Annotated in this window: 8 protein-coding genes and 2 pseudogenes; 5 read left to right on the forward strand and 5 right to left on the reverse strand. The window is 60.8% G+C overall.

Features of this window, described 5'->3' with window-relative positions:
• Positions 1-40 precede the first annotated feature (40 nt).
• Positions 41-1,066, forward strand: a pseudogene (locus ACQ4WS_RS09840) (IS110 family RNA-guided transposase).
• A gap of 395 nt (positions 1,067-1,461) precedes the next feature.
• Here the strand turns inward: ACQ4WS_RS09840 and ACQ4WS_RS09845 are convergent.
• The gene (locus ACQ4WS_RS09845) at positions 1,462-2,199 is read right to left on the reverse strand and encodes a 16S rRNA (uracil(1498)-N(3))-methyltransferase (protein ID WP_436475779.1); all 738 of its coding nucleotides are present in this window, start codon (positions 2,197-2,199) and stop codon (positions 1,462-1,464) included.
• A gap of 195 nt (positions 2,200-2,394) precedes the next feature.
• On the opposite strand from ACQ4WS_RS09845, the gene tkt reads away from it, so the two are divergent.
• Together tkt and gap are read left to right on the forward strand one after the other, a co-directional pair.
• Positions 2,395-4,392, forward strand: coding sequence for a transketolase (gene tkt / locus ACQ4WS_RS09850; protein ID WP_436475781.1), 1,998 nt, complete (start codon positions 2,395-2,397; stop codon positions 4,390-4,392).
• 76 nt (positions 4,393-4,468) lie between these two features.
• Positions 4,469-5,479, forward strand: coding sequence for a type I glyceraldehyde-3-phosphate dehydrogenase (gap, locus tag ACQ4WS_RS09855; RefSeq protein WP_436475782.1), 1,011 nt, complete (start codon positions 4,469-4,471; stop codon positions 5,477-5,479).
• A gap of 55 nt (positions 5,480-5,534) precedes the next feature.
• Here the strand turns inward: gap and ACQ4WS_RS09860 are convergent, their stop codons facing one another.
• The 4 genes from ACQ4WS_RS09860 to glnE form a co-directional block, all read right to left on the reverse strand.
• A complete protein-coding gene (locus ACQ4WS_RS09860) occupies positions 5,535-6,299 on the reverse strand; it encodes a YoaK family protein (RefSeq protein ID WP_436475784.1) in 765 nt (254 codons plus the stop codon).
• Positions 6,300-6,407: 108 nt separating this feature from the next.
• A complete protein-coding gene (locus ACQ4WS_RS09865; RefSeq protein ID WP_436475786.1) occupies positions 6,408-6,863 on the reverse strand; it encodes a hypothetical protein in 456 nt (151 codons plus the stop codon).
• Positions 6,864-6,967: 104 nt separating this feature from the next.
• The gene (locus ACQ4WS_RS09870; RefSeq protein WP_436475788.1) at positions 6,968-9,811 is read right to left on the reverse strand and encodes a TonB-dependent receptor domain-containing protein; all 2,844 of its coding nucleotides are present in this window, start codon (positions 9,809-9,811) and stop codon (positions 6,968-6,970) included.
• A gap of 1,010 nt (positions 9,812-10,821) precedes the next feature.
• Positions 10,822-13,575, reverse strand: a complete 2,754-nt coding sequence (glnE, locus tag ACQ4WS_RS09875; RefSeq protein WP_436475790.1) for a bifunctional [glutamate--ammonia ligase]-adenylyl-L-tyrosine phosphorylase/[glutamate--ammonia-ligase] adenylyltransferase — start codon at positions 13,573-13,575, stop codon at positions 10,822-10,824.
• A 258-nt stretch (positions 13,576-13,833) separates the two neighbouring features.
• Here glnE and ACQ4WS_RS09880 point away from each other — a divergent pair, with 258 nt between their 5' ends.
• Together ACQ4WS_RS09880 and ACQ4WS_RS09885 are read left to right on the forward strand one after the other, a co-directional pair.
• On the forward strand, positions 13,834-17,994 hold the full coding sequence (locus tag ACQ4WS_RS09880) for a YhdP family protein (protein ID WP_436475792.1): 4,161 nt from the start codon (positions 13,834-13,836) through the stop codon (positions 17,992-17,994).
• A 30-nt stretch (positions 17,995-18,024) separates the two neighbouring features.
• Positions 18,025-18,806, forward strand: a pseudogene (locus ACQ4WS_RS09885) (carbon-nitrogen hydrolase family protein).
• Positions 18,807-18,819 lie beyond the last annotated feature (13 nt).

Genomic DNA, 18,819 nt, shown 5'->3' on the forward strand with positions numbered 1-18,819 from the left:
CTAAACTTATAGGGTGTTTTCATTTCTGAAGGAGGCCATCATGGAAAACGTCATGCTAATTGGCATCGATCTCGGCAAACACAGCTTTCATGTCCACGGACAGGATCGCCAAGGTAAAACACTGCTGCGCAAGAAGTTCAGCCGCCCACAACTGATCGCGTTTCTCGCCACTTTTCATCCCTGCACCATCGTCATGGAGGCCTGCGCTGAAGCGCACTTCATAGCCCGGCAACTGGCCGGCGTTGGTCATGAGGCCAAGCTGATCTCGCCGCAGTTCGTGCGCCCCTTCGTCAAGAGCAATAAGAACGACTTCATCGATGCCGAAGCCATTTGCGAGGCGGCCAGCCGTCCCGCCATGCGTTTTTTTACATACAAGAACGAGGCTCAACAGACGCTTTCGGTGCTGCACCGCGCGCGCGAATCGCTGGTACGCGAGCGTGTCAAGGCGAGCAAGAAAATCCACGGCTTTCTGCTGGAGTTCGGTATCAGCTTGCCTGTCGGCCACGCGGCGATCAAACGCTTGCCTTCCGTGCTGGCAGAACAGCGCCTGCCAGCACGGCTGGTACAAGTGCTGGAGCGACTGCATGCCCATTTCAAGTACCTCGACCAGTAGATCGCCGAGATCGAGAAGGACCTGACCCGACAAGTAACTGAAGATGATCTTGGCCAGCGGCTCATGACGATACCGGGTATCGGACCGATCGCCGTCAGCGTGCTGGTCGCCGAAGTCGGTGACGGCAAGCACTACCGCTGCGGGCGTGACTTAGCCGCTGCCGTCGGGCTAGTGCCACGCCAGTACAGCACCGGTGGTAAAAACAAGTTGCTGGGCATCAGCAGGCGCGGCGACAAGAATCTGCGGCACCTGCTGGTGCCGTGCGCGCGGGCCTACATGCAGAAACTGGAGCGCCAACGCGGACAGCTGGCGCAATGGATCCGCTCCATGCTCACGCGTCGCCACTCAAATGTGGTGGCGTGCGCCCTGGCCAACAAACTGGCGCGCATGGCATGGGGCATCGCGGCCCACCATACCGAATTTGAAATAAAAGAGGCCCCCATGACAACATGAGGGCCTCCCAGACTCACCGTTTTACAGCACACCTGCCTGGTTTTGCGAATGCTGACATTGGATGACGTGAACGGCACACCGGCCTGCCGGATACCCTGGCTAAAAAATCGGCTGTGAAAGCCGAGCGGGTTTTCGGGACCGACAGGCGCGACTCTCATCGGGGCGCGGAGAACTTTTTCCAATCAGACGCCGGATAGATTTAAGCAAGCCTACTCACATCATACAAAATCAGCTTGCAAAAAGGAGGGCGACCATAGATTTTTTTATGTGTGTAAGGGGTATCGACTTACGGAACTGCTGGAAGAGCGCGGCGGCGCAGGGGAATCCAACCTGCGGGTTGAGGGGAATGCGATGCGGGCAGCCTTGCTGCAAGCACGCCGGCATCTGGCTTGTGCCTACATGCCGCCCCACAACGCCGCAAGCGTGGCCAGCGCCGTCAGGCCTGCCGTTTCCGTGCGCAGGATGCGCGGCCCCATAGCCAAGCCGATGGCGCCAGCCGCGATGGCGGCTTTTTCTTCCGCCTCGGTAAACCCGCCTTCCGGCCCCACCATCACGGTGATCGCCTGTGGCGGCTGGTGACGCGCCCAGTCGGTCAGCGACTGTTCCGCGCGCGGCGTCAGGATGATGCGCTTATTGTTGTCATTCGGTAAATCTTGCTGGCTGCTCCAGCTATTAAAATCCTGCAATGGCGCCAGCTGCGCCAGGCGGTTGCGCCCGCATTGTTCCGAAGCGGAAACGATAATGCCTTGCCAATGCGCGAGTTTTTTCTCGGCCCGTTCGGCGGACAGGCGCACGACGCAACGCTGCGCCGACAGCGGCACGATGCCTGCCGCGCCCAGTTCGATGGCTTTTTCGATGATCCAGTCCATTTTCGATGCTTCCGGCAGCGCTTGCGCCAGGGTCACGGCGTAGGGCAGTTCCGCTTCGCGCGCCACGTGGGCTTGTACCTCGGCCGTCACGCTGCGCTTGGCCACCGTCACCAGGCTCGCTTGCACTTCGCCGCCTTCGCCATTGAACAGGGTAATGAGGTCGCCCGGCGCCAGGCGCACGACCTGGATATGGTGTGCGACAGCCTCCGGCAGGGAGACGGTGGCACCGGCGACGAGCGGCTGGGGGCAGAAAAAACGCGGCATGCAAATCCTCAACGGGGGGTAAGTGGGGTGGAAAGACGTCAAAGTATAGCCATTTGGCGGGCCAGTACGCCGCAATTCTAATTTGCAGCCCCCCAGTCTGGTAAAATAGTTGACTACATAAAGCAGCCGGCCTGGGTTCTTTCTTGTCCGTGCTGTTGCAAACGAATCCCAAACTCGCGACTGACCCACACCATCATGACAACTACGCTCCCGACTACCAAAATGGCCAATGCGATCCGCGCACTGGCAATGGACGCTGTACAAAAGGCCAACTCCGGCCATCCAGGCATGCCGATGGGCATGGCCGAGATCGCAGTTGCCCTGTGGAGTGGTCACTATCGCCACAATCCCGCCAATCCAAAATGGCAGAACCGCGACCGTTTCCTGTTGTCGAACGGCCACGGCTCCATGCTGCACTACGCGCTGCTGCACCTGACGGGCTACGACCTGTCGATGGATGACATCAAGGCCTTCCGCCAGATGCATTCGAAAACCCCGGGCCACCCGGAAGTCGATGTCACGCCAGGCGTGGAAACGACCACTGGTCCGCTGGGCCAGGGCATCGCCAACGCCGTCGGCATGGCCCTGTCGGAGCAATTGCTGGCCGCTGAATTCAACAAGCCTGGCCACGATATCGTCGATCACTACACCTATGCTTTCCTAGGCGATGGTTGCCTGATGGAGGGTATTTCGCACGAAGTGTGCGCGCTGGCCGGCACCCTGGGCTTGAACAAACTGATCGCCCTGTACGATGACAACGGCATTTCTATCGATGGCAAAGTCGAAGGCTGGTTCACGGACGACACCCCGGCCCGCTTCGAAGCGTACGGCTGGAATGTCATCCGCGCCGTCGATGGCCACGATGTTGCCGCCGTGGCTGCCGCCATCGCCGCCGCCAAGACCGCATCGAAGCCAACCCTGATCTGCTGCAAGACCATCATCGGCAAGGGTTCGCCGAACCTGCAAGGCGGCGACAAGGTCCACGGCGCTGCGCTGGGCGACAAGGAAATCGCTGCCGTACGCGAATACATCGGCTGGGATGCCGCACCGTTCGAGATGCCAGCCGACGTGTACGCAGCCTGGGATGCCAAGAAACAAGGCGCCCTGCTGGAAGCGGACTGGAACGAGCGCTTCGCCGCCTACACCCGCGAATTCCCGCAGCAAGCCGCTGAGCTGACCCGCCGCATGCAGGGCGAGTTGCCACAGGCATTCGAAGCGGCCCTGAGCGCCGCCATCGCTTCCTGCGTCGAGAAGAAAGAAAACATCGCCACCCGCAAGGCCAGCCAGAACGCCATCCAGGCACTGGCTTCGTCCTTGCCGGAATTCCTGGGCGGCTCGGCCGACCTGACCGGTTCGAACCTGACCAACTGGAAAGAATGCGTGGCCGTGCGTTCGGGCCAGCCTGGCAACCATATCAATTACGGCGTGCGCGAATTCGGCATGAGCGCCATCATGAACGGTATCACCTTGCACGGCGGCTACATCCCGTTCGGTGCCACGTTCCTGACGTTCTCTGACTACAGCCGCAATGCGCTGCGCATGGCTGCCCTGATGAAGCTGCGTTCGATCTTCGTGTTCACCCACGATTCGATCGGCCTGGGCGAAGACGGCCCGACGCACCAATCGGTCGAGCACGTCTCGTCGATGCGTCTGATCCCGAACCTGGACAACTGGCGTCCGTGCGATACCGTCGAGTCGGCTGCTGCCTGGGGCGCCGCCGTGCGCCGCAAGGATGGCCCGTCGACGCTGATCTTCTCGCGCCAGAACCTGCCATATCAGGAGCGCAGTGCCGAACAGATCGACAACATCTATCGCGGCGGCTATGTGCTGAACGACGTGGCGGACGCCAAAGCGATCCTGATCGCTACCGGTTCCGAAGTGGAACTGGCTGTTGCCGCCGCCAGCGCGCTGGCGGCCGAAGGCATCGCTGTGCGCGTGGTGTCGATGCCATCGACCGACGTGTATGACCGCCAGGACGCCGCCTACAAGGCCAGCGTGCTGACCAAAGGCGTGCCGCGCGTGGCCATCGAAGCGGGTGTGACGAGCTTCTGGTACAAATACGTGGGCCTGGAAGGCGCCGTGGTCGGTATCGACACGTTCGGCGAATCGGCGCCGGCCGGCGTGCTGTTCAAGCACTTCGGCTTCACGGTCGACAATGTCGTCGCCAAGGTCAAAGCGGTTATCGCCGGCTAATATTGATTTTTAACGGTCCTGGCGAGGTACTCGCCGGGGGCGTGCATGTACCTTCTTTTTTAATCAGGAGCAGAGTATGACGATCAAAGTTGCAATCAATGGCTACGGCCGCATCGGCCGTAATGTCTTGCGTGCTTTCTATGAAGGCGGCAAGAAACAGGATATCCAGATCGTTGCCATCAACGACCTGGGCGATGCCAAATCGAACGCCCACCTGACCCGCTACGACACCGCGCACGGCAAGTTCCCGGGCACGGTCACTGTCGAAGGCGACAACATGATCGTCAATGGCGATCCGATCCGCGTATTCGCACAGCGCAATCCTGCTGAAATCCCATGGGGCGAGCTGGGCGTGGATGTCGTGCTGGAATGCACGGGCTTCTTCACCACCAAAGAGAAAGCTTCGGCTCACTTGAAGGGCGGCGCGAAAAAAGTCATCATTTCGGCACCAGGCGGCAAGGACGTCGATGCGACCGTCGTGTTCGGCGTGAACCATCAAGTGCTGAAAGCAACGGACACCGTCATCTCCAATGCGTCTTGCACCACCAACTGCCTGGCACCGCTGGTCAAGCCGCTCAACGATGCCATCGGCATCGAAACGGGCCTGATGACCACCGTGCACGCCTACACCAACGACCAGGTGCTGTCCGACGTGATGCATGAAGACCTGCGCCGCGCCCGTTCGGCCACCATGAGCATGATCCCGACCAAGACGGGTGCCGCTGCCGCCGTGGGCCTGGTCCTGCCTGAGCTGAATGGCAAGCTGGACGGTTTCGCCATTCGCGTGCCGACCATCAACGTCTCGCTGGTCGACCTGTCCTTCATCGCCAAGCGCGACACCACCGTGGAAGAAGTCAACGCCCTGATGAAGTCTGCTTCGGAAGGCGCCCTGGAAGGCATCCTGACGTACCAGACCGAACCGCTGGTGTCGATCGACTTCAACCACAACCCGGCCTCGTCGAATTTCGATTCGACCCTGACCAAAGTGTCGGGCCGTTTGGTGAAAGTATCGTCGTGGTACGACAATGAGTGGGGTTTCTCGAACCGCATGCTCGACACCACCGTCGCACTGATGTCGGCCAAGTAATTTTTTGACCGCCTGAGAAAAAACGCCCTTCGGGGCGTTTTTTTCGTCCGTATGATTAAAAACGGCGCCGATAGAAGCGCCATAGCACGCGCAAGTCGCGCAGCACGGGCACGCCGGACAGCAGGGTCAGCACGCCGGCCAGGATGATGGTGGCGGCAGGAAAGCCGATGTGCTTGAAGGCCAGGGCACCGCTGACGCCGCCGATGAAGAAGCAGGCGATCAGCAGGCTGTGCGTTCTCAGCTTGCCGCGGTTGACCTTCACCATCCGGTCCGGCAGGTGGCGCCGGTTGTAATACGCCATCTTGCCCAGTTCGATGCCGATATCGGTGGACAGGCCAGTCACATGCGTGGTGCGGATGACGGCGCCCGAAATCTTGGTGATGATGGCGTTTTGCAAGCCCATGACAAAGCACAGCAGCAAGATGGTGACGGGGCCCAGCACGTCGGGCATGGCAGCCAGGTAATTGCCCGTCAGGCCGAATAGCAATAACAGGGCCGCTTCCAGCAGCAGGCTGGCGGCGAACTGGCTGTGCAGCCGGCGCCGCTTGCCCCAGTTCACCATGATGGCGGTCACGGCCGCGCCGCTGACAAAGGCCAGCCACGCGCCCAGGGCGGCCAGGGCCAGCGTGATATTGCCCAGCGCCAAGTCGTCCGCCATACCCGAAACGATGCCCGTCATGTGCGAGGTATAGCCGCCGATGGCGAGAAAGCCGCCCGCATTCACGGCGCCGGCCACAAGCGCCAGCACGCAGCCCAGCTGCAGATTGGCGCGCTGGTCGCGCCTGGCGCCGCTCAGGCGTGACAGGTAGTGCAAGGGCATGGAAGACTGTTTCGTTTGACGGGGCTGTAGTTGTCACCATCATACGCCCTGCCGCTGTCGTGGGCTATTTCCGTATGACACTTTTCAAAAGGACGCGGCGCACTTCTCCTACTGGATACGCACCACCTTGGGCGAGCGCGAGGCGCCGTCGATATCGAGGTAGATGGCGCCCAGCATGCCGCGCACCAGGGTCGCTTTCAAATCCTTGCCGACCACCACGCCATCGCTGCCGTCAACCACCTTCCAGCGCTGGCCATTGGCCAGGGTAATGGTCTGGCCCGGCTGCCAGCCATCGAACTTGCCCGGGATATGGCTGCTGAGGCTGGCAAGCTGCGGCGTCGGCATGGCATCGACGGCACGCTTTTGCCTGCCTTCGATGCCAAACGCCTGTTTTTGTTGTTCCACGGTGAGAGGCATGGTCGCCACTGCCGGGCCGCCGACGGGCATGGCGTCATAGCAGGCCAGTCGTGCCGCACCGTCGCTCAGCGTGCGGCAGCGCAAGGTCGCCGCATCGTCTGCCAAGACAGGACCACAGACTGCCAGCAAAAGTAATAATTTCTTCATGTCCAATTCCTATATTTTCTTCATCGGAAAAGAAAACGGCGCACCGTAGCGCGCCGTTGTTGCGAGAGGATGGAGAGCGCTGGCGCTCTCCATCCGTAGCAGGATTACAGCGTCACGCGCATGCCGACATAGTAGCGGCGGCCGATCGGGTCATACGTACCTCCATCGGTGTTGGTGCCGGTGGAGTTGTCTGGCAAGCCACTGTAAATCGGAGGTGCCGATGTGTCGAAGGCGTTGTCGATACCCAGGTACAGCTGAACCTGTTTCTTCACGTCGAAGGTGAGCTGGAAGTCCTGGTAAGTGCGCGAACCGACTTTTACCGAGTTCGCTGGCAGGTCGAACTGTGCCAAGAACTGGTCATCCAGCGCCGAACGGCCGATGTAGGTCGTGGTGCTGCTGATGCCGAGGCTGCCCCATTTGTAGGCCAGGTTCAGGTTAGCCTTGTTCTTGGCTGCACCGACTTCACCGGCAAACGGATCCTTGTCTTCGCCTTTCAGCGGGATGACATAACCTTCCTTGACGTGCGTATATTGCACTTTGGCGCTCAGCCGGCCTGGGCCAACCATATCTGCCCACGAAGCGGTCAAGTCGACGCCTTCGGTACCCAGACCACCGCTATTCGATGCTGCCGAATCAATGTAGCTGAGCGTACCGATATTGTTGCCGCCACTGGTCGCCGTACGGCGCGTTATGAAGCTGCAGAATGCTGGATTGCCGCCGCCGTAGCATTGGCTCAGGGCGTACTGGCGCGGGGTATCGACGATGGCGTCCGAGATCTTGATGTCGAAGTAGTCCGCCGTGAAGGTGAACTTGCTCAGCGCTGGGATCGAACGCGGGGTCACGACGACGCCGATGGTGGTCGAGCGGCCTTGTTCGGCTTTCAGATCAGGATTGCCGCGATCATAGCCGCTGATGCCTTGCAGGTCAGACTGCGTTTGCGTGAAGACGCCGTTCGCCTGGATATTGGCCAGCACGGAAGGAGTCGCGCGGCAGCCTGCCGAGAACTCGGTGTTGGACGTCAAGGTGACGCCTTTGCACGGATCGGAGATGCCCGGTGGGAATGTTTGCTTCGCTGGCGAATACAGTTCGTTGATATTCGGTGCGCGCGTCGAAATCGAACGCGTGGCGCGGAATTTTACATCCGACGTTGGCGCCCATTCCAGGCCCGTGTTCCAGCTGTTGGTGTGGCCGACCGTCGAGTAGTCACCCACGCGGTAGGCGGCGCGCAAGTCCAGCTGTTTGGCAAGGAACTTGTCTTTCAGCAACGGCACCAGTGTTTCCAGGTAGGCTTCCTTGACATTGAATTTGCCGTAGGTCGGTGGCGCGGCATTGCCGGCGTTCAGACCTGCCTGCGTCAGCGCATCAGCGACGCTGCTCGATTCTTCCTGACGCCATTCGAAACCGCCGGACAGGCCGACTTTACCCGCTGGCAACTGGAACAATTCGCCACTCAAGTTACCGCCAGCAATTTTTTGCGTGGTCGAGGTGATCAGCGAACCTGGCGCAGCCACATACTTCGCGGCCTCAGGCGAAATCGAGTTGTAGCCAAAGATATTGATCGGTACGCAACCTTGCGCACGTGCAATCGGATCTGCGCACTGTACGCCGCCTTTGCCGTCAGGGATTGCCAGCAGCGCATTGCGGAAGCTCATGACATTGACTTGGCCGGTGGAATTCTGTGCTTCCTTGGTCTTGCCGTACGACACGAAGGCTTCATAGTTCCAGTCCTTGATCGTGCCTTTCAAGCCGGTCGCCAGACGGAAGGTATCGCGTTCCGCCGTGCTGCCACGCGTGCCCACTTCGGACAGGCGGCGCGAGAACGAGTAATCGCGGATGCCATCGCCGTCGGTATCGGTGGCGCGGTCGTACAGGTATTGCGGCACCAGTGGATTACGCTGGAAAGCGCCATTCACCATGGAGCCCGTTGGTACGGAGCCGCCTGGGAAAATGTTGACTGCTTGCAGGCCGAAAGGCTCGGTACGCGATGTTACTTTGGTCGAGGAATACGTACCTTCGAAGAAGGCGCTGTGGTCTTCATTGAAGGCATGATTGCCATTCAAGGCAAGCAGGAAGCGCTCGGTTGGCACGGCGATCGTACGGAATTCATTGCGGTTGAAACCAGTGGCTGCCTGGGTGGCCGAGCCGTTGGTATTCCAAGGAATGACCTTGCCAGCCTTGTCATAGGTAAAGTTGCCGGCCGTGGGGCCCGAGCCGTACAGGAAGCGGCCCTGCGGTGCAATACCCGAATAGAATGGTGTTTGCAAGTTGAAGATGTCGCTTGCCTCGCCGGTGACCAACGCTCTCGACTGGTTGTCGACGGCGGTGCCAGGACGGTTGCGCGAGTAAACGGCGCCTTGCTTCGAGTAACCGAAGTGACCCATGATATTGCTGGCGCCATCGGCGCTGTTGGTGCCGAAGGTCACTGCCAGTTTTTTCTTCGAGTCATCGTGGTAGTCGCTTTGGCCCAGCGATGCGTCTACCAGTACGCCATTGAAGTTACGCTTCAGGATGATGTTGACCACACCGGCAACGGCGTCCGAACCGTAGGCGGCGGAGGCGCCACCGGTCAGCAACTCGACACGTTCGATGAAGTCGGTCGGGATGGTGTTCATGTCGACGGCGGATTCACCTGGCACGCCGGAGACAAAACGGCGACCGTTGACCAGCACCAGGGTGCGCGACGTGCCGAGGTTGCGCAGGTCAACCGTGGCGACGCCGACGCTGGCGGTCTGGAAATTGGAGTTGGTGCGGCTGATGCTCGGCGCGCCCAAGGTTGGGTTTTTCAGCAACAGTTCCTGCAGGTTGGTGGCGCCCGATGCGGCGATATCGGCCGACGTCAGAATTTGCAGAGGGGATGGTGATACGGCATTTGGCGAGGCCAGACGCGAACCGGTGACTTGCACCTTGGTGACGTTTTCCTCTTGTGTCTGAGCAAATGCGGAGTGCATGGTGAGCGCAATACTGCCTGCGCATATGAGCCTGACTGAACGCGCTAGAACTGTTTCATTCAACATTGTCGATTCCCTTGTGCTGTAAGTTAATAGTTATGTTTTGAAAACTTTACGACGATTGACTGTACCTAGGCACAAGTTGCAAGTCAATTTAATACTTGCAATATTTGAAAATAACAACAAGTTGCATTTTAATTATTTTTTTGTGCGGCCGCACATATTTTCATGATGAGCAACATGAATCTTCATGCCGCGGTAACTGCAATGAAAGCGCAGGTAATATTTTCGTTCACTAAAAACTCTGCCGCGCCCAATCCCTGAATTTTTGCCTTGCCTGTCTAGACAATATGCGGTGAAGAGGGTGAAATGCCGTCTTCTTTTTTTCCCGGAAGGATTAAATCGGCCTTGCTTAGGAATATTTTTTTAAATTAACTTTAATTTATTGATATTTTTATTGTGGTGATTAATTTCGGATTAATGGACATTAATTAGTATATTTTATTTTTTATTTAATATATTGCAATTTTGAAACTTTTAATATTCTTTTGTAATCCTCGTATATAGAGAGCATAGGTAGTTTGATGACATTTTTACTCCTTCATGCCAGTGGGCGGTGATGTGGTGGAAGCTGGAAATGGATGGCGCCTTTCGCATGCGGGTATCGCTCGTTCACGGCCGTGATCGCCGATATACAGGAAGGGGCTGATTTGATTATTTTTGGGTATGAATAAAATGTGGGCCGCGTCCAGGGTTTTTATTGAGAAAAACAAGGTGAGACGGGAATCTACGGATTTTTATTGGGTGTGGACGAGGATAATGAGCGCTACCAGAAATGCAGTGGCTTGGCGTGCTTGATTCGTTTTGCGTGGGTGGCCGATGTTGTGTTGATGGCCAGCAGGCGCGGCAAGGGAGGCATGTTGCACCTGACCCAGAGGCAAGCGATTCTTCCGTTCGCTGTGGTAATTTTGCTACAACAGCGAACGGGTGGGCAGCTTACGCCAGGCGTATCAGCGCGCATCCTGGAAGATGGCTTGCCACAGGCGCATGACGTTGTCCGCATGCACGCGCACGCGCTCCGGTTCCACGCGGGCCAGGTCTTGCCCCTGCAGGCGCAACTGGTGCTGCAGCTTGCGCAGCGTGCGGTAGGCGTCGGCGACCTGTGCGGCCAGTTGGGCGTCGATCAGCCCCAGTTCGCCGCACAGGCGCAGCAGGGCGATATTGCCCGAGTTGGCCGTCAGCTGCGGGTACTGCGCCGCATGCTGCAGCACCAGGTATTGCACCATGAATTCGATGTCGATCATGCCGCCCGGATCCTGCTTCAAATCAACACTGCCGGGGCGGGGCGGATGCGCGTCCAGCATCTTCTTGCGCATGGCCACCACTTCGCCCTTGAGCGGGCCGTTTTCCGGGCGCTCCTTGCGCAAGATCGTGTCGCGGATGCGCTCGAAATGCTTGCCGATGGCGACGTCGCCAGCGCAGAAGCGCGCGCGCGTGAGCGCCTGGTGTTCCCACACCCAGGCTGCGCTGCCCTGGTAGCGCTCGAACGCCTGCACGCTGGAGACCAGCATGCCCGAGGCGCCGTCGGGGCGCAGGGCGATGTCGATATCGAACAGGATGCCGGCCGAAGTGTGCGAAGTCATCCAGGTAATGAAGCGCTGCGCCAGCTTGGCGTACAGGCCGGGCGCTTCCTGGTCGTCGTCGTCGAAGAGGAAGATGACGTCGAGGTCCGAGACGTAACCCAGTTCCTTACCGCCCAGCTTGCCGTACGCGATGACGGCGAATTTCGGCACTTCGCGGTGGCGCGCCGGTAACGTTTGCCAGACGGCTTGCACGGTGGCCGCGACGATGATGTCGGCCAGCTGTGACAGGTAATCGGCCAGCTTTTCCACGCTCAGGTCGCCAGCCAGGTCTTGCGCCAGGCATTGGAACAGCTGCGCGTGGTGTGTTTCGCGCAGGATATCCATCTGCCGCTCCGTGTCGCCGGGCGCGTCGTCGAGCTGGCGCTGCAGGTCCAGTGCCAGCGCGGCCGGGTCCGGCACCGTATTGCGGATGCGTTCATCCAATAATTCGTCGAGCAGAATGGGGTGCTGCGTGAGGAAGGTGGCGGCCCAGCCGCTGGCGCACACCATGCGCACGACGCGCTCGAGCGTGTGCGGGTATTCCGTCAGCAGCGACAGATAGGCCGAGCGGCGCGCAATCGCTTCCAGGAAATCGAGCAGGCGGCCCAGGGTGGCCAGCTGGCTGGCGTTACCGTTGGAAACGGAGCAATCGGTGATCAGGGGCAGGGCGGAATTGACGAGGGCCACCAGGCGCGTGCGGCTCGCCTCGGGCAATGACTGCAAACGGGGCGCCTGCCACGTGGCCAGCAAACGGCATGCGCAGGCGGCCGGCTCGTGGAAACCCAGGGCGGCAAAGCGCGCTTCGATGGCTTCCTGCTGGTCGGAGGCGGCGCAGTCGTTCGACGTTTGCGGGTCGATGCCCGTGTCGGCCGGCGGCGTGCCGCTGCTCTTATCGCTGAACATCTCGTCAAATTGCCCCGCGACAAATACGCGGTGCGCTTCCAGCTGGGCCAGCAGGGTGGGCGTGTCGGGCAAACCCATCATCTGCGCCACGGTCAGGCGGTCGGCGTCATTCGCGGGCAGGGTATGGGTTTGCGCATCGTCCAGGTATTGCAGCCGGTGTTCGAGGTTGCGCAGGAAAGTGTAAGAAGCAAGTAATTGTTCCACGATGGCCGGCTCCAGCAAGCCCTTGTCCGCCACCGTGCGCAGGGTGGCGCGCGTGGAACGTTCGCGCAGCTCGGCGTCGCGCCCGCCGCGTATCAATTGAAACACTTGCGCGAGGAATTCGATTTCGCGGATGCCGCCCCGGCCCAGCTTGACGTTGTTGCTGCGGTCCGGGTGCAGCCGCTCCTGGCGGTTGACTTCGGCGCGGATCTGGCCATGCATGGTGCGGATGGCGTCGATGACGCCGAAATCGAGGTAGCGGCGGAAGACGAAGGGGCGCACGATGGCGTCGAGCGAGGCGATGTCTTCCGGTTTGCCCGTCACGGCGCGCGCCTTGACCCAGGCGTAGCGCTCCCATTCGCGACCCTGCACGATCAGGTACTGTTCCACCATGCCCAGGCTGGCGGCCAGCGGACCCGAGTTGCCGTTCGGGCGCAGCGCCATGTCGACGCGGAAAGTAAAACCATCTTGCGTGATCTCGGCGAGGGCGGCGATCAGTTTTTTGCCCATGCGAATGAAAAACTCGTGATTGGACAGGCTGCGCTGGCCTGGCACGGTGACTTGCGTGTCGCCATCTTCCGGGTACACAAAGATCAGGTCGATATCCGACGAGACATTCAGTTCGCCGCCGCCCTGCTTGCCCATCGCCAGCACCATCAAGGCCTGTTCCTCGCCCGACTCCTCGCCGACTGGCATGCCGTGCAGGGCCACCATCTCGGTCATGATGGCGTCCACATGCGTGCGGATGGCGAAATCGGCAAAACCCGTCATGGCTGTGACGACTTCGTTCAAGTCGGCCTGGCCGTCCAGATCGCGCGCGATCAGGCCGCAGACGAGCAGGTTGCGCAGACGGCGCATGGCCCGTTCGGGCGGCAGCGGTGGCGTGGCAGCGCTCGCCTGCTCAAGCAGCGCGGCAGCAAAATCGAGCCCGTCCAGCGGCGCGCGTACCAGTTGCGCTACCTGCGCGGCGCGCTCGGGGGCGGCGTCCAGCCAGCGCTGGTAGAAACGGGAGGCGGAGATCAAAGGCTGTGTGCTCATGGTGTCGGTAAGGGTCTCATGGATGCTGCGTGCATGTTCTTGTTTAACTTGGCTGCGAACGGCGGGGGATGCGGTAAAATTGCGCCGCCGGCCTATACCGTCGGCAGTGCGTGCTCTTCCGGACGATGGTAAGGGAGGCTTTGCTCAGACGCAAGCGCAAGGATGCAGGCGCGCACCACGAATGCAGACGATTTTTGCCATTATTTGACGCCGGGCCAGTTTATTAGCTTATTGATGCAAAAACCGCCAGAAGCAAGCGTGACAGAACATGTGCCATTGGCCCTGCGCTGGCAGCGGCTGCGTGCCGCCTATCGCATGGCCAATCTGGCCACCCACCATGTGTTGGGTTTTACCATCAAACTGGTGCTGCTCGCGTATTTCGCCTTCGCCGTGCTGTTTTTATTCCTGCGCTACGCCATCTTGCCGAATATCGATTACTACAAGGGTGATATCGAGCGGGCGGCCAGCCGCGCGCTGGGCAACCCTGTCAGTATCGCGCGTATTTATGCCTCCTGGCATGGCGTGCGGCCGAATCTCTTCCTTGGTGACGTGACCCTGCGCGACCAGGCAGGCCGCCAGGCGCTGAGCCTGCCGAGCATATCGGCCACCGTGTCGTGGTGGAGCGTGCTCGGTGCCGTGCGCTTCGACACCCTGGAAATCACGCGCCCCGACCTGGACGTGCGGCGCAGCAAGGATGGCAAGCTGTATGTGGCCGGGGTATTGATCGACAGTACGCAAGGCAGCGATGGCAAGGGCGCCGACTGGATGTTGTCGCAGCATGACATCATCATTCGCGACGGCAAGGTACGCTGGACGGACGAGGCGCGCGGCACCCCCGAGCTGGCTTTATCGCAGGTCAACTTGCTGCTGCGCAACCGCTGGCGCAGCCACCGGCTTGGCTTGCAGGCCACGCCGCCAGCCAGCCTGGCCGCACCCATCGATGTACGCGCTCACTTCACGCATCCGCCTTTCAGTACGCGCATCTCGGATGTGTCGATGTGGAAGGGCGAGCTGTATGCCGACCTGAAAAACGCCGACCTGGCCGCCTGGCGCCGCTACCTCGATTACCCGTTTGAACTGAGCCAGGGCAAGGGTGCCCTGCGCGCCTGGTTGAGCCTGGATCACGCGCGCCTGGCCGGCTTCACGGCCGACGTGGGCTTGACGGATGTGCAGGCGCAACTGGGCGAGCATATCGCGCCGCTCGACCTGCTGTCGGTCAGCGGGCGCATTTCGGCAAAAGAAGAGTTGTCGGCGCAGGTGCCGGACGGCAAGCCAACCTTTGGCGCGAACGGGCACCAGGTGGAGCTGACGAATTTCGCTGTGGAAACCCGCGATGGTCTCAGCCTGCCGCCCACGACCCTGTCCGAACGCTTTGTTGCTGCGACGAAGCGCAAGCCGGCGCGTACGGAAATCACGGCCAAGTCGCTCGATTTGCAGACCCTGGCCGCATTGGCCGACAAGCTGCCGCTGGGCGAACAGCAGCGCCAGCGTCTCGACGCCCTGGCGCCGCGCGGGCGTTTGCAGGACTTCTCTGCGCAATGGGAAGGCGACATGGCCACGCCCGCCAGCTACCGTTTGCGCGGCAAGCTCATCGATCTGGGCCTGAATGCGCAGCCGGCGCGCCTGGCCGTGGCGAAGACGGCGACCAACCCTGCGCAAGCGGCCGCACCGGCTATCCCCGGTTTCGATCATTTGACTGGCAGTATCGACGCCAGCGAGAAGGGCGGCAAGATCGATATCGATGCACAGGGATTGGTATTGCAACTGGCCTCTTACTTGCGTGAGCCGGCTTTGCCGTTCGAACAATTCGAAATGCAGGCGCGCTGGGCTTTTCAAGCAGACAATATGCTGCAAGTCGACCTGGACAGGCTTGATTTTGATCAACAAGGCATGCGGGTCGCCTTGCATGGTTCGCAGCGTTTGCCGCTCGACGGCAGCAAATTGGGTCAGGTGGATGTGACGGGTACGATCGACAATGTTCAGATCAACACCATCGGCCGCTATCTGCCGCTGCAAACGCCCGAGCACCTGCGCCACTGGCTGACGGGCGCATTGGAGGGCGGCGTGGCGCGCGATGTCAGCCTGCGCCTGCGTGGCGAACTCGAGCATTTCCCCTTCAAGGCCGATACGCCTGCCCAGCGCAATCGCGGCGACTTCCGCGTGGCCGGCAAGATCGAGAATGGCACCCTGAATTACGCGCCCGGCGAATTTGCGGAAAGCGGCCCCCTGGCGGGCAAGGCGCCCCTGTGGCCGCAGGCGGAAAAGATCAAGGGCAGCTTTGTCTTCGAGCGGGCGCGCATGGAAATTCGCGCCGACACGGCCACCACGGGCGGCGTGGCCTTGACGAATGTCAAAGCCGTGATCCCCGACCTGACCGTCTTCGACACCTTGCTCGATATCGAGGGCAACGCGGCCGGCCCGATGCAGGAATTCCTCAAGTACGTGACGGCCAGCCCCGTGCTGGGCTGGATCGAGCATTTCACGGATGAAACGACGGCGACGGGCAACGCCAAGCTGGCATTGAAGCTGCACTTGCCGATCGAACGCATGCTCGAGTCGACCGTGCAGGGCAGTTTGCAGCTGGCGGGCAACGACGTGGTGCTGTTCCACGACATGCCGCCCGTGCTGGGCACGCAGGGCAAGATCGAATTCAACGAAAAGGGCGTTAACCTGAATGGCTTGAACGGCAGCCTGCTGGGCGGGCCGCTGGCCATCTCGGGCGGCACGCAGCCGGACAGTTCCATCCAGGTGAAACTGGCCGGCAACATGACCATCGATGGCTTGCGCAAGACCTATCCGGCGCCCGTGCTGCAGCGCCTGGCGAAACATTTGCATGGCGGCGCCCGTTACAGCGGCCTGATCACGGCGCGCGACCATCAGGTGGTGGTCAATGTCGAGTCGCCGCTGACGGGCCTGGGCCTGGATTTCCCCGCCCCCCTGAAAAAGCCGGCCGGCGACAGCCTGCCCGTGAAGTTCACCTTGACGGGCAATGCGGCGAACGGGGCCGGTCTGCGCACGGACGATATCCGTATCGCGTTGGGTTCCGGCATCGCCGCCCGCTACCAGCGCCAGAAGCAGGGCAAGGACGCATGGCGCCTGGTGCGCGGCGGCATCGGCGTGAACGTGCCGGCGCCGGAACCGGACAGCGGCATGATGTTCAACGTCAACATGAAAACCCTGGACGTGGACAGCTGGATTGCCGCCGGCAGTGAAATCGCCGGCAGCGGCACGGCCCCCACCGACAGCGGCGCCGCCGACGATGCGCCCGATATTGCGCAATACGTGGTGCCAGACATGATGGCGGCCCGTGCCAGCGAACTGATGCTGGGCGAGCGCAAGCTGGAAAACGTGGTCGTGGGCGCCACGCATCAGAAGGATGTGTGGCAAGCCAATATTGATGCGAAACAAGTCTCCGGCTATGTGACGTGGCTGGAAACGCCGTCCGGCCTGGGCAAGATGACGGCGCGCCTGTCGTCCCTGATCATTCCCGAGTCGGCCGCCAACGACGTGAAAAATTTGTTGGAAGGAAAAAGCGGCGCCCAATCGATTCCTTCGCTAGATATCGTCGCGGAGCAATTTGAACTGTTCAACAAGAAGATCGGCCGGTTGGAATTGCAGGCCTATAACACCATGGCGGCGGGCGGGCGCGAATGGCGCGTGGGTAAGTTGCAACTGTCGAACGCCGACGGCGCCCTAAGCGGCAATGGCAAATGGGTCATCAAGGATGGGCAAAGCACGACCAGCCTGCGTTTCGGCCTCGATATCGTCGATGCGGGCAAGTTGCTCGACCGCTTCGGCTTTGCCGATACGGTGCGCCGCGGCAAGGGCCGCCTGAGCGGCGACATCGCCTGGAATGGCTTGCCGTATTCGCTCGACATCCCCACCCTGTCGGGGCAGATCGAGATGAACGTGGAATCGGGCCAGTTCCTCAAGCAGGACCCGGGCGCTGCCAAGCTGTTGGGCGTGCTCAGCCTGCAAGCCTTGCCCCGCTTGCTGAAACTCGATTTCCACGACGTGTTTTCCGAAGGCCTGGCCTTCGACGGCATCACGGCCAACGCCAGCATCAAGCGCGGCGTGGTGAGCACCGATAACCTCAAGATGCATGGCGTGGCCGCTACCGTACTGATGGATGGCACGGCCGATATCGCCAATGAAACGACGAATTTGCACGTGGTGGTGATACCGGAATTCAACCTGGGCACGGGGCCGCTCGTGTACGCGCTGGCCGTCAATCCCGTCATTGGCCTGGGCAGTTTCCTGGCGCAATTGTTCCTGCGCGCCCCCGTGATGAAGGCCCTCACTTACCACATGCAGATCGCCGGCCCGTGGAAATCGCCCGTCGTGACCAAGCTCGATGGTGGTAAATTGGAACCTGTCGCCGTACCTGCCGCTGCAGCGGTGGAGGCAGTGGCGAAATAGGCGAGGCGTTCGAATGGATAAGAGGTGCTAATGATGCATACAGTGGCAGCAGTACAAATGATTTCCTCGCCTTCCGTGGAAGACAACCTGGCCACGGCGCGCCGGCTGGTGGCGCGCAGCTGGTGGTGCTGCCTGAATACTGGGCCATCATGGGCCAGCAGGAAATGGACAAGCTGGCTCATGCGGAACAGCCCGGCAGCGGCCCCATCCAGGATGGCATGGCGCAGATGGCGCGCCAGTATGGCGTCTGGCTGATCGGCGGCACCTTGCCCCTGATTTCCGGCGAGGAAGGCAAGGTCTTGAACACGACGCTGGTGTACGACCCGCAAGGCGCGCCTGCCGGCCGCTACGACAAGATCCATTTGTTCGGTTTTACGCGCGGCACCGAGTCGTACAATGAATCGCGCACCATCGTGCCGGGCGCGCAGGTGCGCGCGATCGAGACGCCTTTCGGCCGGGTCGGCCTGTCCATCTGCTATGACTTGCGTTTTCCCGAGCTGTACCGCGCCATGGGCGATTGCGCGCTGATCGTCGTGCCGGCCGCGTTTACCCATACGACGGGCAGCGCCCATTGGGAAGTGCTGCTGCGCGCGCGCGCCATCGAAAACCAGTGTTACGTGCTGGCCTCGGCGCAGGGCGGCTTGCATCCGAACGGCCGCCGCACCTGGGGCCACAGCATGCTGATCGACCCGTGGGGCGAAGTGAAAGCCGTGTTGCCCGAAGGCGAGGGCGTGGTGAGCGGCGAGATCGACCTGGCGTTTTTGGCCGGCGTGCGCGAATCCTTGCCCGCTTTAGCCCACCGCACCATGTAAATGTAAAGAATAG

This window comes from Janthinobacterium leeuwenhoeki (genome assembly GCF_051380795.1).
In the GTDB taxonomy this organism is placed as follows: domain Bacteria; phylum Pseudomonadota; class Gammaproteobacteria; order Burkholderiales; family Burkholderiaceae_D; genus Janthinobacterium.